The 22,419-nt window shown below is 72.0% G+C and carries 23 protein-coding genes; 15 read left to right on the forward strand and 8 right to left on the reverse strand.

What is annotated here, in order from left to right:
* Positions 1 to 127: 127 nt before the first annotated feature.
* The 9 genes from ABGB14_RS33865 to ABGB14_RS33905 all read left to right on the forward strand — a co-directional run bounded on the left by ABGB14_RS33865 (position 128) and on the right by ABGB14_RS33905 (position 7,879).
* Positions 128 to 448 carry a hypothetical protein gene (locus tag ABGB14_RS33865; protein WP_347647919.1) on the forward strand — a complete coding sequence of 107 codons (321 nt, stop codon included), beginning with the start codon at positions 128 to 130 and terminating at the stop codon, positions 446 to 448.
* Entirely contained in the window at positions 439 to 1,356 is a 918-nt protein-coding gene (locus ABGB14_RS33870; protein ID WP_347647920.1) for a DUF4258 domain-containing protein, read from the forward strand. The genes ABGB14_RS33865 and ABGB14_RS33870 overlap by 10 nt, the downstream gene beginning before the upstream one ends.
* A gap of 5 nt (positions 1,357 to 1,361) precedes the next feature.
* Complete coding sequence (locus tag ABGB14_RS33875; protein WP_347647921.1) at positions 1,362 to 1,604, forward strand: DUF2283 domain-containing protein; 243 nt, start codon at positions 1,362 to 1,364, stop codon at positions 1,602 to 1,604.
* A gap of 409 nt (positions 1,605 to 2,013) precedes the next feature.
* Positions 2,014 to 2,334, forward strand: a complete 321-nt coding sequence (locus ABGB14_RS33880; RefSeq protein WP_347647922.1) for a hypothetical protein — start codon at positions 2,014 to 2,016, stop codon at positions 2,332 to 2,334.
* Positions 2,325 to 3,212 (forward strand): hypothetical protein, encoded by an 888-nt coding sequence (locus ABGB14_RS33885; protein WP_347647923.1) that lies wholly within the window; start codon positions 2,325 to 2,327, stop codon positions 3,210 to 3,212. Before ABGB14_RS33880 ends, ABGB14_RS33885 begins: the two co-directional genes overlap by 10 nt.
* Before the next feature lie 33 nt (positions 3,213 to 3,245).
* Positions 3,246 to 4,388, forward strand: a complete 1,143-nt coding sequence (locus tag ABGB14_RS33890; protein ID WP_347647924.1) for a tetratricopeptide repeat protein — start codon at positions 3,246 to 3,248, stop codon at positions 4,386 to 4,388.
* 78 nt (positions 4,389 to 4,466) lie between these two features.
* Complete coding sequence (locus ABGB14_RS33895) at positions 4,467 to 5,975, forward strand: sugar ABC transporter ATP-binding protein (protein WP_347647925.1); 1,509 nt, start codon at positions 4,467 to 4,469, stop codon at positions 5,973 to 5,975.
* Complete coding sequence (locus tag ABGB14_RS33900; protein ID WP_347647926.1) at positions 5,965 to 6,927, forward strand: ABC transporter permease; 963 nt, start codon at positions 5,965 to 5,967, stop codon at positions 6,925 to 6,927. The genes ABGB14_RS33895 and ABGB14_RS33900 overlap by 11 nt, the downstream gene beginning before the upstream one ends.
* 13 nt (positions 6,928 to 6,940) lie before the next feature.
* Positions 6,941 to 7,879, forward strand: coding sequence for a D-ribose ABC transporter substrate-binding protein (locus ABGB14_RS33905; protein WP_347647927.1), 939 nt, complete (start codon positions 6,941 to 6,943; stop codon positions 7,877 to 7,879).
* Positions 7,880 to 7,884: 5 nt separating this feature from the next.
* On the opposite strand, the gene ABGB14_RS33910 is transcribed toward ABGB14_RS33905, so the two are convergent.
* Positions 7,885 to 8,646, reverse strand: a complete 762-nt coding sequence (locus tag ABGB14_RS33910) for an SDR family oxidoreductase (RefSeq protein ID WP_347647928.1) — start codon at positions 8,644 to 8,646, stop codon at positions 7,885 to 7,887.
* Positions 8,647 to 8,665: 19 nt separating this feature from the next.
* Positions 8,666 to 9,247, reverse strand: coding sequence for a TetR family transcriptional regulator (locus ABGB14_RS33915; RefSeq protein ID WP_347647929.1), 582 nt, complete (start codon positions 9,245 to 9,247; stop codon positions 8,666 to 8,668).
* 182 nt (positions 9,248 to 9,429) lie between these two features.
* Between ABGB14_RS33915 and ABGB14_RS33920 the strand changes: the two genes are divergently transcribed.
* Positions 9,430 to 11,091, forward strand: a complete 1,662-nt coding sequence (locus ABGB14_RS33920; RefSeq protein WP_347647930.1) for an IucA/IucC family protein — start codon at positions 9,430 to 9,432, stop codon at positions 11,089 to 11,091.
* 55 nt (positions 11,092 to 11,146) lie between these two features.
* Positions 11,147 to 12,001: an alpha/beta hydrolase gene (locus ABGB14_RS33925; protein WP_347647931.1), complete on the forward strand. Its 855-nt coding sequence runs from the start codon at positions 11,147 to 11,149 to the stop codon at positions 11,999 to 12,001.
* Here the strand turns inward: ABGB14_RS33925 and ABGB14_RS33930 are convergent.
* Positions 11,992 to 12,507, reverse strand: a complete 516-nt coding sequence (locus tag ABGB14_RS33930) for a hypothetical protein (RefSeq protein ID WP_347647932.1) — start codon at positions 12,505 to 12,507, stop codon at positions 11,992 to 11,994. The genes ABGB14_RS33925 and ABGB14_RS33930 overlap by 10 nt on opposite strands.
* Positions 12,508 to 12,543: 36 nt before the next feature.
* Positions 12,544 to 13,959 carry a D-glycero-beta-D-manno-heptose 1-phosphate adenylyltransferase gene (gene rfaE2 / locus ABGB14_RS33935; protein WP_347647933.1) on the reverse strand — a complete coding sequence of 472 codons (1,416 nt, stop codon included), beginning with the start codon at positions 13,957 to 13,959 and terminating at the stop codon, positions 12,544 to 12,546.
* 145 nt (positions 13,960 to 14,104) lie between these two features.
* On the opposite strand from rfaE2, the gene ABGB14_RS33940 reads away from it, so the two are divergent.
* The 3 genes from ABGB14_RS33940 to ABGB14_RS33950 are packed head-to-tail and all read left to right on the forward strand — an operon-like array spanning position 14,105 to position 17,067.
* Positions 14,105 to 15,175, forward strand: a complete 1,071-nt coding sequence (locus ABGB14_RS33940) for a glycosyltransferase family 9 protein (protein WP_347647934.1) — start codon at positions 14,105 to 14,107, stop codon at positions 15,173 to 15,175.
* Positions 15,168 to 15,440, forward strand: coding sequence for a hypothetical protein (locus ABGB14_RS33945; RefSeq protein WP_347647935.1), 273 nt, complete (start codon positions 15,168 to 15,170; stop codon positions 15,438 to 15,440). The genes ABGB14_RS33940 and ABGB14_RS33945 overlap by 8 nt, the downstream gene beginning before the upstream one ends.
* Before the next feature lie 28 nt (positions 15,441 to 15,468).
* Positions 15,469 to 17,067 (forward strand): IucA/IucC family protein, encoded by a 1,599-nt coding sequence (locus ABGB14_RS33950; protein WP_347647936.1) that lies wholly within the window; start codon positions 15,469 to 15,471, stop codon positions 17,065 to 17,067.
* 138 nt (positions 17,068 to 17,205) lie between these two features.
* Here the strand turns inward: ABGB14_RS33950 and ABGB14_RS33955 are convergent, their stop codons facing one another.
* Positions 17,206 to 17,934 carry a class F sortase gene (locus ABGB14_RS33955; protein WP_347647937.1) on the reverse strand — a complete coding sequence of 243 codons (729 nt, stop codon included), beginning with the start codon at positions 17,932 to 17,934 and terminating at the stop codon, positions 17,206 to 17,208.
* Positions 17,935 to 18,123: 189 nt separating this feature from the next.
* Between ABGB14_RS33955 and ABGB14_RS33960 the strand changes: the two genes are divergently transcribed.
* Positions 18,124 to 19,530, forward strand: coding sequence for an NAD(P)/FAD-dependent oxidoreductase (locus tag ABGB14_RS33960; RefSeq protein WP_347647938.1), 1,407 nt, complete (start codon positions 18,124 to 18,126; stop codon positions 19,528 to 19,530).
* Between the two features lie 42 nt (positions 19,531 to 19,572).
* Here ABGB14_RS33960 and ABGB14_RS33965 read toward each other — a convergent pair whose 3' ends face one another.
* The 3 genes from ABGB14_RS33965 to ABGB14_RS33975 form a co-directional block, all read right to left on the reverse strand.
* On the reverse strand, positions 19,573 to 20,010 hold the full coding sequence (locus tag ABGB14_RS33965; protein WP_347647939.1) for an STAS domain-containing protein: 438 nt from the start codon (positions 20,008 to 20,010) through the stop codon (positions 19,573 to 19,575).
* Positions 20,011 to 20,072: 62 nt separating this feature from the next.
* Positions 20,073 to 21,080 carry a hypothetical protein gene (locus ABGB14_RS33970; protein WP_347647940.1) on the reverse strand — a complete coding sequence of 336 codons (1,008 nt, stop codon included), beginning with the start codon at positions 21,078 to 21,080 and terminating at the stop codon, positions 20,073 to 20,075.
* On the reverse strand, positions 21,077 to 22,288 hold the full coding sequence (locus ABGB14_RS33975; RefSeq protein WP_347647941.1) for a hypothetical protein: 1,212 nt from the start codon (positions 22,286 to 22,288) through the stop codon (positions 21,077 to 21,079). Before ABGB14_RS33975 ends, ABGB14_RS33970 begins: the two co-directional genes overlap by 4 nt.
* Positions 22,289 to 22,419: the final 131 nt, after the last annotated feature.

Genomic DNA, 22,419 nt, shown 5'->3' on the forward strand with positions numbered 1-22,419 from the left:
CTCACTCCGATGGTCATGAGCGAACCAGCGGCCCAGTCTAGCGACAGATGGTTCGATCCTTACCAATGTGCCAAATGTCATGACAAGTCACGCAATATCGCTAATGAGTCACAGTACAATTACTGATATGACGGGAATGGAGATGGACTTGGGAGGAACGGGGCAAGATGCCTCCCTGGTCAGGACCCACGCGGAGGAACACCACGCCGCTCTCAACCCCCTCGCTCACCGCGGGGACGGCGTCTCCTCCTTCGGGGATGATGGCACGTTCGGCATGTTCATCGGCGCGTACGCCGAGAGCCGGCAGGTGTCGATGGCCGTGCACCAGGGGCTTTCCACGGTGATGCAGGACACTGGCGACGGCATGCACCTTGCGGTCAGGAACGCCGCGGACACCGAGGCCGCGAACGCCGAGGCGTTGAGAGACGCCGGTGCCGCATGGGCATAACCGTGCCTCCAGAGGTCAGCGGCATCATGCCGATGGTCAGCAACTGGTACACCATCGACGAGGACGACATGCGGACGGAGAGCGCCGCCGCCCGCGCCACGTCCACACAGGGGGTCTCCGCCGCCGCGCAGGGGGAGAGCGCGGTACGCGGCGCCGGGCAGCACTACGGCGGCGAGTCCGGCACCGCCTTGCAAGCTCACTGGGACAAGACGGGGCTCAGCGGCGGCCACCTCGACCAGGCCGCCAACGCGGCGAGGCTGGCGCCCGTGGGTCTCGAAGGCGCGGCCAACGTGGTGTCCGGGGTGAAGGTCGCGACCATCATGCAGGCGGCGCACGCCTCGGTCGACGTCGCGCGGCTGCTGGCTCTGGGCGCCGTGGCCGGCGGCACGGCGTTCGCCGTCAGGCGCATCCTCCTGGCCAGGGCCCGCAACCGGGTGATCAGGAAACAGGGCGTGCAGGGCACCGGCGACGTGCTCGGCCAGCTGCTGCGCCGCCGGGTCACCGAGCCGGGACGCCGCATCCTCGACGATCTCAACCGCCTCAACGGCCCCCGCGGAACGCCCGCGCTGGCGGGCACGGGCGGCCGCAGCCTCCCGATGCGCCCGGCATCTCTGCGCTCGCCGTCCGGCCCCCGCTCCGTCCAGGACGGCATGGCCCAGATGGGCCGCCGGAACCGGAGATCTGACAGCGGCGGCGGCGGAGGGCGCTTCACACGCCACGCCCGACAGCGCCAGGAACAGCGCGACGTCTCCGACGAGGACGTCCTCAATGCCATGTCGAAGGGAACCCAGAGGCCCAACGAGAAGAAGCCCGGCACGGTCCGGTACGAGGGGGAAAACGGGCTGGTGGTAATCAGTGATCCGAAGAACGGCGGGATCATCACCACCTTTTGGAGTAGAAAGAAGTAGCAGGCTTGCGGATCGAGTACAACGACGAGAACGACGTCGCCTACGTCTACCTCGTCGACACCATCAACGCCGGCGAGTCGGCGACCCAGATCCCGGTGGAGGCCGACGAGATACCGGGATACGTCATCCTCGATCTGGACAAGGAGGGCGCTCTGCTGGGGATCGAGATCGTCGGCGCCTCCCGCATCCTGCGTCCCGCGACCCTCTCGGCCGCACAGAACGACGAAGCGGACCAGGACCTGACCTGAGGTCACGCGGCACCTGCCGCGCCTTCCCGGGGTTCGTCACTCTCCGGCCGGAGCCCGCTTAGTTCGGGCCCGGGCGGCCACGGGCTCGTATTCGGGGATCGCCTCGCGTGCCAGCTCGTCGGTATGCCGCTCGGCGTCGGCGAGCGCCGCACCGATGGCCCGCGAGCACTTCGTCCTCGTCTCGTGACACGTTTTGCGTTCTTCCCCAAAAGACGTATGTCACGAAAAGTCCCGCGAGGACCATTTCCCTGCCGTCAATAGGCATGACTGGAGTCAGACGGCTTCAGAGCGAGACGAGCTACGGACCAGCCGCTCGGCCTATGCACAGGATGTTCGGTTTTTTCCTCTGAGTCGCACGTGCAGTGCAGTGCCCGGAGTCTGCGTCGGCTGCGTCGGCATCGTTGTGGCCATGACGGAACTCGAAATTTCTCTGGGCTCAACGGGAGAGAAGGCGTCCCTGGTCGGGACCCACGCGGAGGAGCACCACGCCGCTCTCAACCCCCTCGTGCAGCGTGGGGACGGCGTCTCCTCCTTCGGGGATGACGGCACGTTCGGCATGTTCACCGCCCTGTACGCCGAGTGCCGCGAGATGTCGATGGCCGTGCACCGGGCGCTGTCCATGGTGATGCAGGACACCGGCGACGGCATGCACCTGGCGGTCAGGAACACGGCCGAAACCGAGGTCGCGAACGCCGAGGGCTTCGAGAAGCCCGATACCGCATGGGCGTAGTCGTCCCCCCTGCGGTTGAGGGCATGCTGTCGATGATCAGCCCGGGCTACACCGTCAACGAAGACGACATGCGCAGCGAGAGCACCGCCGCTCGCACCGTGGCCGCCCAGGCGCTCCCCGCCACGATGCGGGCGGAGACCGCGGTACGCGGCGCCCAGGAGCACTACGGCGGCGGGTCGGGCACCGCCCTCCAGGCCCACTGGGACAGGACAGGGCTCAGCGGCGGCCACCTCGACCAGGCCGCCACCGCGGCGAGGCTGGCGCCCGTGGGGCTCGAGGGCGCGGCCAACGTCGTGTCCGGGATGAAGCTCGCGACGGCCGTGCAGGCCGCGGCCGCCGCGGCCGACGTCGCCAAACTGCTGGCTTTCGGCGGGGCGGCCGGAGCGACGTACGCCACCGCGCGCGTGCTCGCGGCCCGCGCCGCGGCCGCCAAGATCCGGCGCGAAGGTGTCCAGGGCACGGGCAACGTCCTCGGCCAGTTGTTGCGGCGCAGGGTCACGGAGCCGATGCGCCGCATCCTGGACAACCTCCGCCGCCCCGGTGGGCCCGGCGGGACGCCCGCCCTGGCCGGCACGGGCGGCCGCAACGTCCCTATGCGCCCCACTTCTGTCAGCGGCAGCGGCACAGGCGACAACCGCACCGCCTCCATGCTTGGCCGTAGACGCAGTAGCGACAGCAACGACAACAACAGCAATAATAATAATAGCAATAACAACAACAATAATAATAATAATAAACCTCCACTCAATCAGCAGAACAGAAACGAACATAAAAAGGGTGCGAGCAAGTCAAAGAGGGACAAGCACCAGAACGCCGCCCGCCACGGAGGACGCCGCAGGATTCCGGAGAATCCCAACAAGAAGAAAAAGAAAAAGTAGGCGGCCTATCAGTGTCTAAAATAGACCATAGCCGTGACGACGAACGCCGCTGGGCAGGCAGGGAAAATGGACATGAATGGCAACGACCTGCTCGCCAGGGCCGAGCAGCTGGCCGAGGCGGAGGACTACCAGGGGGCAGCTGCCGTGTATGCCGAGGCGGCCAGACAAGGCGTGCCCGGAGCAGCAATCGCATACAGCGAGATTCTGATTCATCTGGAGGACTACGCCACGGCCGAGCCCGTGTTGCGCGAGGCGCTGGCCGCGGGAGAGGCGGAGGCCCGCGACTGGCTGGCCGATCTCCTGGTGCAAACCGGCCGCGCCGTGGAAGCCGCTCAGCTGATGGAGCAGGCCGTCGGCCACGAGGTAGCCGCACTGCGCGCGGCTACCATCTGGGCCGACGCCGTGGGCGACCGTGAGCGCGCCGAGGAGTGGTACAGGAAAGCAGTCGAGCGCGGAGAGCCTGGCGCCCTCAACGACTTCGGCACCTTCCTCAGCGAGGACGACTCTCGCCAGGATGAGGCCGAGCACCTGTTCCGCCAGGCCGCCGAACAGGGAGACGCGCTGGCGTTCGGCAACCTGGGCAGCCTGGAACTCGACCGGGGCGCTCCCGAGGCGGCCGTCGCCTGGTTGCGCAGAAGTCTGGAGGCGGAGGACCAAACCGGATCGACGGCGCTGCTCAAGCTGGCCACCGCCGAAGCGCAGCTGGGCAACGATGACGCAGCGCGCGAGCTCTACGACCGCGCCGTGACCGAACGGCTGGCGGGGGCACATGTCGAACGCGCCACGTTCCTGGTGGAAAGGGGGGAGGACGAGGCCGCGGAGGCCGACTTCCGCGCGGCGGTCGAAAACGATGACGAAGGCGCCCGCTATTACTACGGCGAGTTTCTCGTGAACAACGACCGTGTGGGAGAGGCGGTCGACCATCTCGACCGGGCGGTGGCCGACGGCTCGGATGCCGCCCACGAAACTCTCGCCAAGATCTACCTGGAGCGCGGCGCGATCAAGGCTGCCGAGGACCATTTCAAGAAGAGCATCGCCGCAGGCTGGTTGAGCGCTGTCTTCGCATACGCCGGAATGCTTCGCAGCGAGGGTCGCGGCGACGAGGTGGCGGCGCTGGCCTCTGAGGCCGAACGGCTCGGCGCCACCCCGGACCAGATCGCCGAACTGACCGGCTAGGAATTCGCGAGATACGCCGGGCGGCTCACTTCGTGCGTTCCGGGGTTCGTCGCTCTCCTGAGCGGAAAGGGCTCCTGTGTGAGCCACGAGATTCTCAGGGCCGAGGGGCTGCGGAAGACGTTCCCGGGCGTGGTCGCGCTCGACGGCGTCGACCTGAGCCTGCGCACCGGTGAGGTGCACGTCCTGCTGGGCGAGAACGGCGCGGGCAAGAGCACGCTGATCAAGATCCTGTCCGGGGCGTACCATCCGGACGGCGGCCGGGTGCTCATGGACGGCAGGCAGGTGCACATCCGCTCGGCGGGCGAGGCGCAGCGGCTCGGCATCGCGACCATCTACCAGGAGTTCAACCTCGTCCCACAGCTCACGGTGGCGGAGAACCTGGCGCTCGGCCGCCCGCCCCGCAGGTTCGGGTTCGTCGACATCAAGCGTATGGAGCAGCAGGCCCGCAAGCTGCTCGAACGGGTCGGCGTGGACGTGGACCCGCGCACGCCGACCGCCAGGCTGGGCATCGCGCGCATGCAGATGGTGGAGATCGCCAAGGCGCTGGCGCTGGACGCGCGCGTCCTGATCATGGACGAGCCGACCGCGGTGCTCACCACGAGCGAGGTGGCCAGGCTGTTCGCGATCGTCAGGCAGCTGCGCGACGAGGGCGTGGCCGTCGTGTTCATCACCCACCATCTGGAGGAGATCGCCGACATCGGCGACCGGGTGACCGTGCTGCGTGACGGCAGGTCCGTGGCCGAGGTGCCGGCGAACACCCGGCGGGACGAGCTGGTCGGCCTGATGGTCGGTCGGCCCATCGACCAGCAGTACCCGCGCGCTGCTCCGGATCGGCCGGCCGAGCGGGGGGAGCCGCTGCTGGAGGTGCGCGGGCTGACCCGGCGGGGCGTGTTCGACGACGTGTCGTTCGAGGTGCGGGCCGGCGAGGTGGTCGGCATGGCGGGGCTCGTGGGGGCGGGCCGCACGGAGGTGGCGCGGGCGGTGTTCGGCGCCGACCGTTACGACTCGGGCCAGGTGTTCGTACGCGGCAGGCGGCTGCCGCCCGGCGACGTGCACGCCGCCATGGAGGCCGGGCTCGGCCTGGTCCCCGAGGACCGCAAGGCCCAGGGCCTGGTGCTTGGCGCGGACGTCGCCGAGAACCTGGGCCTGGTCACCATGCGCGACGCCACGCGGGCCGGGTTCGTGGACCGGCCGGGCCTGCGCAGGATCGCCGCCAGGGTGGCCGAGCAGCTCGGCATCCGGATGACCGGGCTGAGCCAGGAGGTGCGCACGCTCTCCGGCGGCAACCAGCAGAAGGTGGTCATCGGCAAGTGGCTGGCGGCGAACGCGAAGGTGCTCATCCTCGACGAGCCGACGCGCGGCGTCGACGTCGGGGCCAAGGTCGAGATCTACCAGCTGGTCAACGCGCTCACCGCCGCCGGCGACGCGGTGCTCATGATCTCCAGTGACCTGCCGGAGGTGCTCGGGATGAGCGACCGGATCCTCGTCATGGCGCGTGGGCGGCTCGTGGGCGAGCTGCGCGCCACCGAGGCGACGCAGGACGACGTGATGGCGCTCGCGACCATGGAGGCCTCCCATGTCCGCTGACGTGCTCCCCCGCCGCTCGCCGGCCGCCGCGTGGCTGGCCGAGAACGGTGCCGTGGTCGCGCTCGTGGTGCTGGTCGTGGCGCTGTCGCTGCTGTCGGCCGACTTCCTGAGCCTGACGAACCTGCTCAACGTCGGCGTCCAGGCCGCCGTCACGGCGATCCTGGCGTTCGGGTCGACGTTCGTGATCGTGACGGGCGGCATCGACCTGTCCGTCGGGTCCGTCGCGGCGCTGTCGGCGATCTCCCTCGCCTGGACCGCCACGTCGGCCGGGCTGCCGTGGCCGCTGGCCACTCTGCTGTCGCTCGCGGTCGGCGTCGCGTGCGGGCTGGTCAGCGCGGCTCTCATCGCGTACGGCAAGCTGCCGCCGTTCATCGCCACGCTGGCCATGCTCGGCATCGCCCGCGGCCTGGCCCTGGTCGTCTCGGAGGGCAGCCCGATCGCGATGCCCGACGCCGTGTCGGAGCTGGGCGGCACGATCGGGACCTACCTGCCGATCCCCCTGATCGTGATGGTGGTCATGGGCGTGATCGCGGCGGTGATCCTCAACAGGACCTATTCGGGCCGCGCCATGTACGCCATCGGCGGCAACGAGGAGGCCGCGCGGCTGTCGGGGATCAAGGTGGGCCGGCAGCTGCTCATCACGTACGCGCTGTCCGGGGGTTTCGCCGCGGTGGCCGGGATCGTGCTGGCCAGCCGCCTGGCCTCGGCGCAGCCGCAGGCGGCGGCGGGTTACGAGCTCGACGCGATCGCGGCCGTGGTGATCGGCGGCGCGAGCCTGTCCGGCGGGAAGGGCAGGGCGCTCGGCACGCTTGTCGGGGCGCTCATTCTGGCCGTGTTGCGCAACGGGCTGAACCTGCTGTCGGTTTCGGCGTTCTGGCAGCAGGTCGTGATCGGCGTGGTGATCGCGCTCGCGGTCCTCGTCGACACCCTGCGGCGCAGGGGAACCAACTAGGAGGGGATACATCATGCGCAGTCCCGCGATCATCATGGCCGCGGCCGTGCTCGGGCTGGCCGCGTGCGGCTCGGCCGGCGGTGGCGGGGGCGGCGGCGCTCAGGAGGGCGAGCTGAAGCTCGGCATGTCGGTGTCGACGCTGAACAACCCGTACTTCGTCCAGCTGCGCGACGGCGCGCAGGCCGAGGCGAAGAGGCTCGGGGCCACGCTCACCGTCACCGACGCCCAGAACGACGCGTCGCAGCAGGTGAACCAGGTCCAGAACTTCACCAGCCAGAACATGAAGGCGATCATCATCAACCCGGTCGACTCCGACGCGGCCGCCCCGGCGGTGAAGGCGGCGGAGCGGGTGAACATCCCGGTCGTCGCGGCCGACCGCGGCGTCAACGGCGCCGAGGTCGCGCAGACGGTGGCCTCCGACAACGTGTCGGGCGGCAAGATGGCCGCGCAGGAGCTGGCCAAGCAGCTCGGCGAGAAGGGCGAGGTGGCCGTGCTCCAGGGCACGCCGGGCACGTCCGCCTCGCGCGATCGCGGGCAGGGGTTCACGCAGGGCATCGCGGCGTACCCGAACATCAAGGTCGTCGCCAAGCAGCCGGCCGACTTCGACAGGACCAAAGGGCTGGACGTCATGACCAACCTGATCCAGTCGCATCCCGGCGTCACCGGCGTGTTCGCGGAGAACGACGAGATGGCGCTGGGCGCGATCAAGGCGCTGGGGGCCAGGGCCGGGCAGCAGGTCAAGGTGGTCGGCTTCGACGGCACGCCGGACGCGCTGAAGGCCGTGCAGGCCGGCACCATGGCCGCCACCGTCGCGCAGCAGCCCCAGCTGCTCGGCCGGCAGGCGGTGGAGGCCGCCGTGCAGGTCGCCAAGGGCGAGACGGTGCAGAAGACGGTGGCGGTGCCGGTGAAGGTGGTGACGAAGGAGAACGTCGCGGACTTCCAGGCCTCCTGAGCAGGTCAGGCGGTGGCGCCGCCGTCGATCACGTGGTCGTGGCCCACGACGAACGACGACTCGGGCGACGACAACCACAGCGCCGCGGCGGCGATCTCCTCGGGGGCCGCGACCCGGCCGATCGGCAGCGCGTCCTTCATGCGGATGTCCCGCTCCTCGGGGGTCTCGCCGGGCCGCGCGGACATGGGCGAGTCGATCGGGCCGGGGCTGAGGGCGTTGATGCGTACGCCCTCCGCGATGTATTCGAGTGCCGCCGTGCGGGTCAGGTGGCTCACGGCCGCCTTCGACGCGACATAAGCGCCGGCCCCGGGCAGCCGCCAGTGGGCGCCGAGGTTGGAGGCGACGTTGACGATGACGCCGCCGCCGTGCGCGCGCATGTGAGCGATCTCGTGCTTCATCGACAGGAACACGCCCTTGAGATTGACCGCCAGCACGTCGTCCCAGACGTCCTCGTCATAGCCGGCCACCGGCGCCAGCGTGCCGAAGATCCCGGCCGCGTTGAACGCCACGTCGAGCCGCCCGAACCGCGTGGCGGCCGCCTCCACCATGGCGGCGACCTCGGCGGACCTGGTGATGTCGAGCGTGAACGCCCCGGCCCGCCCCCCATCCGCCTCGATCTGCCGCACGACCTCGGCCAGCCGCCCGGGGTCGCGGCCCGCGAGCAGCACGGCCGCGCCCTCCCTCGCGTACGCCAGCGCGGCCGCACGGCCGACGACCCCGCCGGCGCCCGTGACGAGCGCGACCTTGCCTGCGAAACGTTCTGCCATTATTCCATACCAATCGTTCTTAAATGTTGATGACGTTCATCGCCTGATCGACCGCGTCACGCAGCCGCCGGTGCGGATCGGGGTCGGCCCTGCCGAGCACCCTGACGCCCTGCAGCAGCACGAGCAGGAACCTGGCCAGCGCGTGCGGGTCCTTCTCCGCGGGGATCTCGCCCTGGGCCCGCGCCCTGACGAGGGCGGCGGCGATCGCGGTCTCCAGCTCCGCCCAGCTCGCGACGACCTTCGCCGACATGGCCGCGTCGCGCGCGGCGAACTCCACGGCGGTGTTCACCACCATGCAGCCTCTTCGCAGCTCGTCGGCCAGGCATTCGGCGACGTAGGCGTCGAGGAACGCCCGGATCGCGGGCAGCGCGGGCCCCGGCTGGGCCAGCGGCCCGACGACGTCGCGCTGCGCCAGGTAGCGCTCCAGCGCCCGCAGGTAGAGCTCCCGCTTGCCGCCGAACGTGGCATAGACGCTCGCCCGCGCGACGCCCAGGTGCTCGACGAGGTCGGCCATCGACGTCGCCTCGTAGCCGCGTTCCCAGAAAAGGTCCAGCGCCTTCTGCAACGCGATGTCCGGGTCGAACTCCTTGTTCCTCGCCATGCCGCCAAGCTAACACATTCAAGAACGATCGGTTCAGATAGAGGCACGAGGCCACCGGCCGCAGAACGGACGGGAAACCGGTCGTGAGACCCCGCCGCCGGGGCAGGTGCCTGGGACCGGGCCACGGGTCCCGGGGACCCACCGGGGGATGCTTGATGAATGAACGGTAGGAGAAGCTCGCCATGGCAATCACTGACGGCCTCCTCCCGCCGGCCGGGCACGGCGAGGCAGGGGCGGACGCCGACGACCTCACGGCGACGGCGCTGCTCAACTGCCTCCTGCGCGAGGTTGCCGGGCCGTACGGCCCCGAACCCGGGGCGTACCTGCTGCCCGCGACCGGCCGCGTCCTGCGGGTCAGGAACGCGCGCCACCCGGGCAGGCCCGCCCTCCGCACGCCTGGCGGCTGGCGCGAGCTGACGCTGGCCGAGCTGGTCACGCTGGCCTCCGCCGAGCTGCGCGCCGGCACGGGGGTCGGCAACGACGCGCTGCCCGCCGAGATCCTGCACAGCCGGGACGTCACGGCGGCGCTGCTGGCCGCCAGGCGGACCGCCGCGCCGCCCGCGGACCCGTACCTGCGCTCGGAGCAGGCTCTGGTGGCGGGCCACCGCTACCATCCCGCGCCCAAGGCGCGCGGCGGGTCGGGGCCGGAGGTGTGGCTGCGGTACTCGCCGGAGGCGCACGCGAGCTTTCCCCTGCCGCTGCTCGGCGTCCCCGCCGAGGATCTGGTGGAGGAGGGTGACACCACCGGCCTCGACCTTCTCGGACGCGCGGCAGGACCCGACCTGCCCGGCACGTTCGCGGCCGGGCCCGACGGGCACGGAGGGTTCGCGGCGGCGCGGGACCGGCCCGGCGGGTTCGACGCCGGCGGCCTGGTGGCGCTGCCCGCTCACCCCTGGCAGGTGGAGTTGCTGGGCGGCCTGCGCGGCGGGCGGCTGCGCCACCTCGGGGTCACGGCGGCCGTGGCCGTGCCGACCGCGTCGATCCGCACGGTGTACCTGCCGGAGGCGGACCTGTTCTGCAAGTTCAGCCTGGACGTGCGGATCACGAACGACGTCCGCCGGCTGTGGCTGCGCGATCTGCGCCGCCTGCCCGTGGTCGCCGACGCGCTGGACCTGGCCTTCGACGACCTGCCCTGTCACCTGCCGCGCCCGGCCGTGCTGCGCGACCGCGGCTACCGCAGCGCCCGGCTGGGCTCGGACGGCGGCGAGGGGCTCGCCGCGATCGTCCGCGACGGGCTGCGCGAGCACGTTCGTCCCGGGCTGACGCCGCTGCTGTCGGCGGCGATCGCCGAGGGGTTCGCCGGCAACCCGCTCGACGGGCTGGGCGAGGAGCAGGCGCTGGCCTGGTGGGGCGCCTATCTCGACCACGTGGTGCCCCCGCTCCTGCACGCCTACCTGCGCCACGGCGTGGTGCTCGAATGCCACCTGCAGAACGTGCTGATCGCGGTGGACGGGCAGGGCATGCCCGCGCAGGCCGTCTTCCGCGACCACGAGGGCGTCAAGCTGGTCGCGGACCGGCATCCCGCACTCGGGGACGCGCCGCTGGTAAGCCGTTCCTACGCCTGGGAGCGACTGGTGTACTGCCTGGTGACCAACCACCTGCGAGAGATCGCCGGCTCGGTCGCGGCCCGCCATCCGGGGCTGCGCGCGGAGTTGTGGGCGCGGGCCAGGGGCGTGTTCGCCGCCGCGGGCAAGGACCACGACGATCCCGTGGAGCTGCGCGACCTGCTGTCGGCTTCGCACGTGCCGGCCAAGGCCAATCTCACGCTGCGCTGGCTGGGCGCCGACGGCGGCGACATGCGGTGCGTGCCCGTGCCCAACCCGTTGAGACTCTTTACGCCATAAGCTATTCTCGCCGGGACAATACTTTACGGCGTATCGAATCAGCGAGGAGCCCGCCATGGCCAAGGCGACGTTGCACGACGGAAGCACCATCGACGTGGAGGTGCACGGCTCGGGCCCGGCCCTGCTGCTGCCCGTCGACCCGCGCCCCGTCGAGGGCGAGCAGGCCGACGAGATGCGGAAATGGGGCGCCGACCCGGCGCTCGGGCGCTCGCTCATCGACGGCCTCGGCGACGCCTTCCAGGTCATCGCCTTCGACTACCAGGGCCACGTCATGGCCACGCCCAAACCCGCCACACTCACGCCCGCCGCCATCGCGGCCGACCTGGTGGCCGTGGCCGACGCGGCGGGAGCCGAGCGGTTCGCGTACTACGGCTACTCGTGGCTGGCGGTGAGCGGGTTGCAGCTGGCGATCAGGACCGACCGGCTCTCGGCGCTCGTCATGGGCGGCTTCCCGGCGTACGGGGCGCCGTACGCGGAGATGTTGCGGGTGACGAACGCGACGTACGAGATGGCCACCGGGCAGGCGCCCCAGCCCGAGAAGACCGACAAGACCGAAACGGGCGACGCGTACGACTGGTCGTCGGCCGAGGTGGCCACCACCGAGGAGCAGACCCGGCAGTTCGTCACCCTCTACGAGGAGTTGCAAGGGTTCGACGACCGGGCCGTCCGGCTCTCCTGCCCCCGGCTCTGCTTCGCCGGCTCGGCCGACGAGATCCACTACGACGAGCGGTGGGGCGGCACGCACGTCAGCATCGGCGGCACCCTGGCCCGCCACCGGGCCGAGCTCGAAGCCCTCGGCTGGGACGTCCAGGTGCTCGACGGGCTCGACCACATGTCCGCCATGCACTCGGCGACCGTGCTGCCGATCCTGCGCCCGTGGCTGGCCGGGGCGCTCTCGGCTCACCTCTGAGGCGTGTCCTGGTACGGCCACGGCGAGGCGCCCACCACCGTCCCGTACAACAGGTGGTCGGCCAGCAGCGCGATCCGCTCCACGGCGGTGCCCTTCCTGCGCGGCAGGCCGAGGGCGGGCGCGATGGCCGTCTCGAACGCGGCCCAGACCAGCAGCCCGTAGACGGGGCCCGCCCACTTCCGGCGGCGCACGGCGCCCGGCAACAGCCCGAAGACCGCCCCGCCGACCGCCCCGTACGTCCAGTGCACCGCCTCCACCAGGGCCGGCCGGCGCCCGACCGGGATCTTGTGGAACATCCGGGGAGCGGTCCGCTCGATCACCGACTCCGGCGGCGTCCTCTCGACCAGCCCGAGCGCGGTGGTGAACTGTCTGCTGCCCGACATCGCCATGGACGCGATCGCGCCGCGGGCGGCGGCCCGCCTGACCGGCCTGCGCCGTGGCTCCGGCTTCCGCCGGGGCTCGGCTTCCGCAGGCAGGTGAGGGCGGGCCGGAAGGGTCTGTGTCATGAGCAGCCGTCTACCGAACGGCGGGGCCGCCAAACCTCAGGGCATCGCCCGCATGCGGCCGATGATGGCGGTGGACGACCGGTCGCGGACGTAACCGAGCACGCGCACCTCGCCGCCCAGCGAGCGCACCAGCGGGGCCTCCGCGAGCATCTCGGGGGTGTAGTCGCCGCCCTTGACGTAGATCTCGGGCCGGATCATCCTGAGCAGCCGCTCCGGCGTGTCCTCGTCGAACTCGGTCACGTAGTCGACGTCGTTCAGCGCCGCCAGCACCGACATGCGGTCCTCGCACGGGTTGACCGGGCGTCCCGGGCCCTTCAGCCGGGCCACGCCCGCGTCGCTGTTGACGGCCACCACGAGCACGTCGCCGAGCCGCCCCGCCTCCTCCAGGTAGCTCACGTGCCCCCGGTGCAGCACGTCGAAGCAGCCGTTGGTGAACACCACCCGCTCGCCCCTGCGCCGGTGCTCGTCCAGCAGCTGGGCGAGGCTCTCCGCCGTCTGGACCGTCCCCTCGTGGCGGCGCAGCGCGCGCATCAGCTCGTGGCGGGTGCAGACGGCCGTCCCCTGGCGCCGTACGACGACGCCGGCCGCCGCCTGGCCCGCCTCCGCGGCCTCCTCGGGCGAGGCCCCGCCCGCCAGCCAGAGAGCGAACGCGGCGGTGTAGGTGTCGCCCGCGCCCGTCGCCATGTGCTGCGGCGCGGGCCTGGCGTAGGTCCGGTACGGCGGCAGGCCGCGCCTGTGCAGCAGCGTGCCCTCCCCGTCCAGCGTGGTGACCACGACCCCGGCCCTGGTCAGCTCCAGCAGCCGTTCCGACCGGGCCGCCAGGTACGCCGGCCGGTCGCCGGGCTCCACACCGTCGTCGAGCAGGCGTACGACCTCGGCGAAGTTCGGGAGCACCGCGGCCGGCGCGCACTCCCGCCACGCCGCGACCGCGTGCGCGTCCACCACCAGCAGGGGCGCCCCGGCGAGCGCCCGGCGCACGGCCGGGGTGAACACGCCGCCTCCGTAGTCGCACGCGACGACCACGTCGGCCCCCGCCATGGCGCCGGCCAGCCGACCGAGCAGCCGCCGCTCCGCGTGGCCGGGGATGCCGTCGAGGTCCTCCTCGTCGTAGCGCGCGGTGAGCTGGCCGCTGGTGACCAGCCGCCGCTTGTGCGCGGTACGCCGTCCCGGCACCGTCTGCAGGTCCGTCCCGACGCCGCGCAGCTGGAGCGAGCGCACCAGGGTCTCGCCGCACTCGTCGTCGCCCACGACGCCGACGAGCCGGACGCGGGCGCCCAGCGCCACCAGGTTGGCGGCGGTGTTGGCGGCGCCGCCCGGCGCGACCACGGTGGTCTCCAGGCTCATCACGGGCACCGGCGCCTCCTGCGCCAGGCGCTTGGCCGAGCCGTACAGCCACGAGTCGAGCATGACGTCGCCGACCACCGCGGCGCTGATGACCCGCTCTGTGCCCATGAGAGGCGCATACCAGCAAAAGGCCAGGTCAAACCCGCGATGGAGTATTTAGGCGGGTGTTACGGGCATGACGTCTCGGGGTAGCCAGGCGGCTATGCACCACCCTTCACACCAAGCGCCCGGCAGCCCCCGTACGGGAGGCGCCATGACGGCGCTGGTCGGCGGGGTGGAACGGATCGCGGTGCTGCGGGCCAACGCCCTCGGCGACTTCCTGCTGGCCGTCCCGGCGCTGGAGGCGCTCAAGCGGGCCTACCCCGGCGCGCACCTGACGCTGCTGGGCATGCCGTGGCACGCCGCGTTCCTGGCGGGACGGCCGGGGCCCGTGGACGACGTGGTGGCGCTGCCGCCGATCTCGGGCGTGTCCACGGTCGAGCCCGGGCACGCCGCGCCCGACAAGCTGTGCGAGCGGCTGCGCAGGCGCCGGTTCGACCTGGCGGTGCAGATCCACGGCGGTGGCCGCTACTCCAACCCGTTCGTCCGCCGGCTGGACGCCAGGGTGAGCGCGGGGATGCGCGCCCCCGGCGCCGAGCGGCTGGACCGCTGGGTGCCGTACACCGACTACCACCACGAGACGCTGCGCTTCCTGCAGGTCGCCGCGCTGGTCGGCGGGGTCGCGGACGGGCTGGAGCCGCGGCTGGCGCTCACCGCGGCCGACCGCGCCGAGGCGACGGAACTGCTGGGCGAGCCGCCGCCCGGGCTGGTGGCCGTGCATCCGGGCGCGCGCGACCCGCGACGGCGCTGGCCTGTGGAACGGTTCGCCGAGGTCGCCGACCGGCTGGGCAGGCCGGTCGTGGTGACGGGCACCCGCGAGGAGGAGGACCTGGTGCTGGGCGTGGTCGAGGCGATCCGGCGGCCCGCCGTCGCCGTCGTCGGCGCGCTCGGCATCGGCGGGCTGGCCGCGCTGTACGAGCGCTGCGACCTGCTGGTGTCCAACGACACGGGCCCGCGCCACCTGGCCGCCGCCGTCGGCACGCCCACCGTCGGCGTCTACTGGTGCGGCAACCTCATCAACGCCGGGCCGCTGAGCAGGACCCGGCACCGCCCGCTGATCTCCTGGACCACGGCCTGCCCGCAGTGCGGCGCGAGCGGCGTGGACCCGGCCGCGGAGCGCTGCCCGCACGACCGGTCGTGGGTGCGCGACGTCTCGGTCGAGATGGTGATGGAACAGGCGGAGGATCTGCTCGCCGGACCTACAGGAGATGACACCGATGACTGACCACGCCGTGCGCGACGAACTGCAGCAGGCCATCGACGAGGCGTTCCGCGGCCGGGACCGGGTGGCGATGCGGGAGGTGTACTCGGCGGTGTCCCAGCACGTGAATCTGCCCGCCGACCTGCTCACCCACCTCAACGAGCTGCCCGAGGGCGACTACAGCAGGCAGCGGCTCGCCCGGGCCATCAACGAGGTCATCACGCGCAGGGGCGAGCAGGAGAGCCTCGGGCTCCTCGACGTGCCCACGGGGGCGGAACCTGGCGCGTGAACGGAACCCTCCGGGTAGCCAGGAGGACATGACGCGAAACGCGCGGGCGGCGGAGGCCGCGTTCGAGGCGGAGCTGGCCGTCGTGCGTCCGGAGCTCTCCGCGGGCTACGCCGCCGCCCTGCCGGGCGCCCGAGCCGCCGTGCTGGGCCGCCTGTGGCGCAGCCTGCTGTACGAACCCCTGCCCGGCCTCGCACGGCCGGCGGGCTTCGCGGACGGGCGCCAGGGCGGGCAGGTGTGCGTGGCGCTGGCGGACGGGCGGCGGTTGCGGGGGCGGGCGCGGCTGCCGTACGACCTCGGAGGCGAGCCGGCTCTCTGGCTGGACGGCCGGCCGTACACGCACCCCGCCGAGCTTTTGGCCGCGCTCGCCCTGCCCGGCACCACCCGGCTGGTCCACGACCTGGACAACAGCGTCGCCTCGCTGGCCCTGTCCCGCGCCGCCGCCACCGCCCGGGCCGGCCCCGACGGCCCGAACACGCCGGAGGACTACGAGCAGAGCGTGGTCGACGGGCATCCCTACCATCCGGGTTGCCGCAACCGCCCCGGCGTCTCCGTGGCCGAGCAGCTCGCGTACATGCCGGAGCACCGCACCACCGTCGCCCTCGACCTGGTCGCGCTGCCCGCCGCCGCGTGCCTGGTGACGGGGTCGTGGCCGGCCGCGCTCGTGGACGGCGACCGGCTCCTGCTCCCCCTGCACCCCTGGCAGACCCGCCATGTCCTGCCCGGCCTGGGCCTGCGCCCGTACGCCACGGGGGCGATCCCGGCCCGGCCGCTGACGTCCGTACGCACCCTCGCCCCCGTGGACGGCGGCCCGCACGTGAAGACGGCGTTCAGCACCCGGATGACCTCCAGCGTCAGGGACATCTCCCCCGGTTCCGTCCGGGACTGCGTCCCGCTGTCGCGCCTGCTCGCCGCCCTGTCGGGGCGGCGGGGCGGGCGTCCCGCCGTCGCCGGCTACCTGGCGGGGGCCGCCGCGAGGGTCGACGGCGAGCACAGCGCCGACGTGTCGGCCATGCTGCGGGAGCCCACACCGCGCGCCGGCGCGGAGACGGTGCTGCCCGTGGCGGCGATCACCCGCGAGATGGTCCGCGACCCCGTCGCGTGGCTGGCGGCGTTCGCCCGCCTGGCGTCGGAGGACCTGCTCGGCATGCTCGCCCTGGGCGTGGCGCTGGAGGCGCACGGCCAGAACCTGCTGGTCGCGCTCGACCGTGACGGCCTGCCGTACCGGCTGATCTACCGGGACCTGGCCGACGTCAGGATCAGCCCCGCCCGGCTCGCCCGCAACGGGGTCGAGACCCCGCCCGTCAGCCCCAGGCTGCTCACCGACGACCCGGACGTGCTGCACGGCAAGCTGCTCGGCTCGCTCGTCGGCACCACGTTCGGCAGCCTGGTCGCGCTGCTCGGGCGGCGCGACCGCGCCACGGAGGCGACGTTGTGGGACGTCGTGGCCGCGGCCGCGCGCAGGGCGTTCGACGAGCTGCCCGGCACGCCCGACGCGCACGCCGACCGCGACGCCGTGTTCGGCGCGCACCTCACGGTGAAGGCCCACCTGCTCGCCCAGCTCGACGACGCGCCGCCCGGCGACCGGTGGGCCATCCTGCCCAACCCGCTGGCAGGGGGCCCGTCATAGAACGTCGTAGGTCAGGTGGTCGCCCGGCCGAGCCGCGCCTACGCGGTTCCGACCTCAGCACGCGAAGGCGAATGCGGGCCAGGACAACCGGTGCGCCGCCGGGAAACCGGCTCCCCTGCGGCACACCGGCGACGCCCGTCAGCGGGCGAACACGATCACGTTGTCCCGGTAGCTGCGGCGGGCGCGGTCGAACGTACCGCCGCACGTGATCAGGCGCAGCTCGGCGCCCGCACCTCCGTGATAGACCTCCTTGTCCGGTACCCGGCTCTTCGGATAGCGGGTCACGCGGCCGACCACGAACGTGACCGTGCTGCCGTCTGCCCGGTCCACGTGCACCCGGTCGCCCTTGCGCAGGTGGCGCAGGCGGTAGAACACGGCGGGACCGGTGGTGGAGTCGACGTGCCCGGCGACGACGGCCACGCCCCGCTCGCCCGGCTCCGGCCCTGCCTCGTTCCAGCCCACCCTGTCGAAGGCCTTGGGGGCGACCAGGCGGCGCTCGGCGTCCAGGCGCAACGGGATCATCTTGGTGGAGAGCTTGATGGCGGGGACGCGCAACCGTACGGGCGCGGCCGACTCAGCGGTCCTGCCGGCGTCCGCGCCCGCCGCGGTCCCGCCCATCCCGGTGTCGACCCCGCCACGCGGAGCCGCACCGTCATCATCATCGTCGTCGTCACGGGCCAGCCCGCCAAGACCCGTGTCCACGCCCCCACGGGGTGCGCCGTCGTCATCGTCATCGTCGTCGGCCGAGGACAGCGTGAGGGTGGTGGGGACGGCCGCCTGGGCGGGGGCGGTCACGAAGATCGTGCCGGCGCCCAGCCCGAGCGTGAGCGAGATCGCGAGCAGGGCCCGCCGTAACTCCTGAGCCATGGGAAAGCCTCCTGACGTGCTCCCGCGGTTCCTCCGCGGCTGCCTTCAGGCTCTCGGCCGGCGGTTGGACCACCATGAGTGCCAGATGAAAGGCCTCTCACCCCGGCGACGGGCCGGGAGGTTCCCGGTAATAGGCGCACGGACGTGAAAGAGTTTCCCCACGTCCGAATCGAGTGCTTGGGAGGCAAGGTGGCTGACGAGTTCGACGTCGTCGTGATCGGCGCCGGTCCCGCCGGTGAGAACGTCGTGGACCGGGCCGTGCGCGGCGGCCTCACGGCCGCGATCGTCGAGGAGCGGCTGGCGGGCGGGGAGTGCTCCTACTGGGCGTGCGTGCCGAGCAAGGCGCTGCTGCGGCCGGTCGATCTGGCGGGCGAGGTGGCGCGGGTGCCCGGCATGGAGCTCGGGCCCATCGACGCGGCGGCGGTGCTGGCCCGTCGTGACGAGACCGTCGGCCATTTCGACGACTCCGGCCAGGTGGGGTGGATCGAGGGCGTGCCGGCCGAGTTCGTCCGCGGGCGCGGCAGGCTCGACGGTCCGAGGCGGGTGCGCGTCGCCCTGGCGGACGGCGGCGAGCGGCTGCTGACGGCCCACCAGGCCGTCGTGGTGGCGACGGGCAGTACGCCCGCCGTGCCTCCCGTGCCCGGGCTGGCCGAGGCGAATGCGTGGACCAGCCACGAGGTGACCGCGACCAGCGTGATCCCCGAGCGGCTCGTGGTGCTCGGCGGCGGGGTCGTGGCCTGCGAGATGGCGCAGGCGATGCACGGCCTGGGCGCCCGGCAGACCACCCTGCTGGTACGCGGCGACGGGCTGCTGGGCAGGATGGAGCCGTTCGCCGGTGAGCTGCTCGCCCGGTCGTTCGCGGACGCGGGAATCACCGTGCGCACCGGCACCCAGGTCAGCCGGGTCGAGCGGCCGGAGCCGGGCGGGAAGGTGACGGTGCACCTGCCCGAGGGGCCCGTGCTGGAGGCGGACGAGCTGCTGGTGGCCACGGGACGCCGACCCGCCGTCCGCGACGTGGGGCTCGGCACGGTGGGCCTGCCCGACAACGTCCCGATCGAGGTCGACGACAGCATGCGCGCGACCGGGGTCTCCGATGGCTGGCTGTACGCCGTGGGCGACGTCAACGGGCGCGCGCTGCTCACGCACATGGGCAAGTACCAGGCCAGGGTCTGCGGTGACGTGATCGCCGCGCGGGCCCGCGGTGAGGAGTTGCCCGCGATGCGCGACCTGGCGGGCGGTTACGGCGCGCCGCAGGTGGTGTTCACCGATCCGCAGATCTGCGCGGTCGGCCGTACCGAGGCCGTGGCCCGCGCGGACGGCTTCCGGGTGCGCGTCGTCGACTACGACATGGGCTCGGTCACCGGTGCCTATCTCCTGGGCGACGGCTACCGCGGCCAGGCCAGGGCCGTCGTCGACGAGGACAGGAAGGTGCTGCTCGGCGTCACGTTCGCCGGGCCGGGGGCGGCCGAGTTGCTGCATGCCGCCACGATCGCCGTCACCGCCGAGGTGCCGCTCGACCGCCTCTGGCACGCGGTGCCGTCCTTCCCGACGGTCAGCGAGGTGTGGCTGCGGCTCCTGGAGGCGTACGGGCTCTGAACGTGACGCACGTGGCGGGCTCCGCCGTCCGCGCGGAGCCGCTCAGCGGCGATCGTCTCGCCCGGCGTCCCTGGTGATCACGTGTGGTGAGGCCCGCCCTGGCGACCCGTCCTGCGCCTGCACCATCAGCTCCGCCACGACCTGATCGACGCTGTCGGCCAGTTCCACGTGCGACAGCAGGTCCGTCAGCCGCAGCACCGACAGCAGGTGCTGGTCCGGCTGGACGAGGATGATCCGGCCGCCGCTGCGCTCCTCCTCCATCCGCTGCATGGCCATCGCGAGCACCCCGATGACCGACGAGTCGTAGAAGTCCAGGTCGTGCAGGTCGAGCACGAGCACGGGCCCCTGCGACCAGTCCCACACGGACGTGATGCAGGCGCTGAACCTGACCCTGCCCTCGTGGTCGAGCTCACCGCCGGCGCGTATGACCGTGCAGTGCACGTATCGTGTGGCTTCGATTCGCAATCCACGCTCGGTCATCCATACAGACTGCCCTCAGCACGGCGTTTTCACGGAAGATCTGGCATTTTCCATTGATCCGGTCAGTGCGAGATGCCTGACTCCAGGGTCGTCAGCACGCCGCGTCCGGAGGCGACGAAGACCAGCAGCGGCGAGGTCGTCGGGCTGGCCAGCTCCAGCTCCGTCACGTTGCCGCAGGGCCGCTGCTCGAACTCGACCGCCTCGCCGTCCCTGACGCTGAGCACCCGATCCACCCTGGGCGCCGCCGAGCCGAGCAGCTTCTTGGTGGCGTGCCGCAGCCAGCGCAGCTCGCTGTTCACCCGCCGCCACGACGCGGGGATGAGGCTGGCCGGCTCGGCCTTGGTGCCGAGCCTCAGGGTGATGCGGCCGGTCGCGCCGAAGGTGTCCTTCAGCACGGGGTTGACGACGAACATGCCCGACCGCAGCACGCGTACGCCCTGCCGGTTGAGGTTGGCCAGCCCGCCGGCGCTGATCAGCGTCGACAGCTCGCAGCGGGAGCCGTCGAGCGTGTCCGGGTCGAAGTCCACCTCCGGCGGCTCGTCCAGCACGACCTTGTCGAGGCGCACGCCGGCCACCCCGTCGGGGGCGACGCGCCCGGACACGATGCGGCGCACCTCCTCGCCGACGCCGTCGCCCTCCATGATGTCGAGCGCCTCGATGCAGACGAGGCCGTCGTCGGGGATCTCCTCGGCCGCGAGGTCGAAGGCCACCTTGGCGTGCGACCGCCGGCCTTTCAGCAGGAGGCACTGGCGCAGCCGCCCCTGGGAGCGGATCTGCACGAGCCGCGTGAGCGGGCCGCCTGGCACGGGTTTTCCTGTGTGCCAGCCGCTCACCGACCGGTCGTCGGCCGACAGCGTCAGCAGTACCCGCAGCGGGCGTCCCTGCGCGGCCACCTTGAAACCGGCCAGCCCCGAGGTCTCGAATCTGCCGACGATGTGGCTGCCCCTGTGCAGCCGGTCGGTCACCTGAAGCGAGGGAACTTGCCCGCTGAGCAGGTGCACGGGTGGTATCGCGGGCAGGATCACCTGGTCGAGGTCGGTGTCGGTGTCGGATCCTGTGCTGCTGGTCATCGGATGCTCCTCTCGGGGGTGATGGTGGTGGCCAGCGCTGCCGGGTCGTGGAAGTCGAATCGGGTGAGCACGGGCTCGCGCCGATCCCACATGCGGGCGACGGCACGGTAGAGGGGGTCGCCGTCGCGCTCGACGTACCGGAGGTTGACGGCGAGGGCTCGGGCGTAGTCCTCAGTGCCGTGCTCCCAGTGCGGCAGGAGCTGGGTGGGGACGTCGGAGCCGCAGCGGCGCAGCCAGAGCCACAGGCGGGCGCGCTCGCGCTGCTCGGGGCCGAGGAACGACTCGCCCTTGGCGTGCCTGCCGATGGCCTCCTCCAGCAGGCCGCGGTGGTCCGCGGGCGAGCGGGCCAGATAGGTGGCGCCGCAGGCGCTGCCCTCCGACCAGCCTGCCTGGATGACGGGGATGCCGAAGGCGGGCAGGTCGCTGTCCCTGAAGGTGACGCCCACGTCCGTCACGCTCCACAGCATGTTGGTGGACAGGGCGCCGGTCACACATTTCATCCGGGAATGGCCGTTCGCGACGGGGTCGAGGAACAGCCAGTTCGCGGACTCGTCGGACGCGGCGAACTCCGCCGTCGCGTCGTACAGCTCGGTGTCCTGTCCCGGGGTGTGGCCGAACACGGCGATCGTCGGCCGGTCGGCGTCGATGCCCAGGCGGGAGCAGCCGTAGTAGCGGAGCTGGCGGCGCTCGGTGTCCGTACGGAGCTGGTATCCGCTCTTCGCCCGCCACGCGACCCGCTCGGCCCCGGGCCTGATCGTCTTCCTGTGCGGCCACACGTGCCGCTCGAAGAACGCGCCGACCCTGGCGGGCAGCTCGTCGAAGAAGGAGCACGGGCCCTGGTCGGGGAACATCGTGTACGCCTTCAGCGAGCCGGTGCCGTGGACGTGCACGACCGGGATCTCCCTGGTCACCGAGCGGTCGGCGCGGCTGGTGACGAGCGCGAGGGGTGGCAGCTCCGGCTGGACGTCGCCGGCGGCGCCGAACGCCTCCGCGAGGCGCCGCCACTCGGGGCCGGTCAGCACGACCAGCCGCGCCGGGATCAGGTCGCACACGGCCCTCGCGACCAGCAGCGTGCGCGTCACGACCCGGATGTCGTCGTCGTACGCCTCCGCCACGACGCAGCCGTCGCCGCCGGGAGTGTCGCCCCAATATGACCTGGCGGCCGAGAGCAGACGGTCGAAGTCCGCGCTATGTCCGACACCACGCATAAGACTCCTCCACCAAGGCCAGCAGGAAACGCCCTGGCCGACGTTGCCAGACGGGTGGCAGGGGACCCGCCAGACAACACGCTTCTTTGCCCTCGGCTGGGGGAAATCGGCCGATCGCGAGGAGAAAGATC

This window comes from Nonomuraea sp. B10E15 (genome assembly GCF_039871615.1).
In the GTDB taxonomy this organism is placed as follows: Bacteria; Actinomycetota; Actinomycetes; order Streptosporangiales; family Streptosporangiaceae; genus Nonomuraea.

Coding starts and splice junctions, on each gene's coding strand:
- ABGB14_RS33865 (WP_347647919.1), top strand. CDS start 128: ATGACGGGAATGGAGATGGACTTGGGAGGAACGGGGCAAGATGCCTCC.
- ABGB14_RS33870 (WP_347647920.1), top strand. CDS start 439: ATGGGCATAACCGTGCCTCCAGAGGTCAGCGGCATCATGCCGATGGTC.
- ABGB14_RS33880 (WP_347647922.1), top strand. CDS start 2,014: ATGACGGAACTCGAAATTTCTCTGGGCTCAACGGGAGAGAAGGCGTCC.
- ABGB14_RS33885 (WP_347647923.1), top strand. CDS start 2,325: ATGGGCGTAGTCGTCCCCCCTGCGGTTGAGGGCATGCTGTCGATGATC.
- ABGB14_RS33900 (WP_347647926.1), top strand. CDS start 5,965: ATGTCCGCTGACGTGCTCCCCCGCCGCTCGCCGGCCGCCGCGTGGCTG.
- ABGB14_RS33905 (WP_347647927.1), top strand. CDS start 6,941: ATGCGCAGTCCCGCGATCATCATGGCCGCGGCCGTGCTCGGGCTGGCC.
- ABGB14_RS33910 (WP_347647928.1), bottom strand. CDS start 8,646: ATGGCAGAACGTTTCGCAGGCAAGGTCGCGCTCGTCACGGGCGCCGGC.
- ABGB14_RS33915 (WP_347647929.1), bottom strand. CDS start 9,247: ATGGCGAGGAACAAGGAGTTCGACCCGGACATCGCGTTGCAGAAGGCG.
- ABGB14_RS33920 (WP_347647930.1), top strand. CDS start 9,430: ATGGCAATCACTGACGGCCTCCTCCCGCCGGCCGGGCACGGCGAGGCA.
- ABGB14_RS33925 (WP_347647931.1), top strand. CDS start 11,147: ATGGCCAAGGCGACGTTGCACGACGGAAGCACCATCGACGTGGAGGTG.
- ABGB14_RS33930 (WP_347647932.1), bottom strand. CDS start 12,507: ATGACACAGACCCTTCCGGCCCGCCCTCACCTGCCTGCGGAAGCCGAG.
- rfaE2 (WP_347647933.1), bottom strand. CDS start 13,959: ATGGGCACAGAGCGGGTCATCAGCGCCGCGGTGGTCGGCGACGTCATG.
- ABGB14_RS33940 (WP_347647934.1), top strand. CDS start 14,105: ATGACGGCGCTGGTCGGCGGGGTGGAACGGATCGCGGTGCTGCGGGCC.
- ABGB14_RS33945 (WP_347647935.1), top strand. CDS start 15,168: ATGACTGACCACGCCGTGCGCGACGAACTGCAGCAGGCCATCGACGAG.
- ABGB14_RS33950 (WP_347647936.1), top strand. CDS start 15,469: ATGACGCGAAACGCGCGGGCGGCGGAGGCCGCGTTCGAGGCGGAGCTG.
- ABGB14_RS33955 (WP_347647937.1), bottom strand. CDS start 17,934: ATGGCTCAGGAGTTACGGCGGGCCCTGCTCGCGATCTCGCTCACGCTC.
- ABGB14_RS33965 (WP_347647939.1), bottom strand. CDS start 20,010: ATGACCGAGCGTGGATTGCGAATCGAAGCCACACGATACGTGCACTGC.
- ABGB14_RS33970 (WP_347647940.1), bottom strand. CDS start 21,080: ATGACCAGCAGCACAGGATCCGACACCGACACCGACCTCGACCAGGTG.
- ABGB14_RS33975 (WP_347647941.1), bottom strand. CDS start 22,288: ATGCGTGGTGTCGGACATAGCGCGGACTTCGACCGTCTGCTCTCGGCC.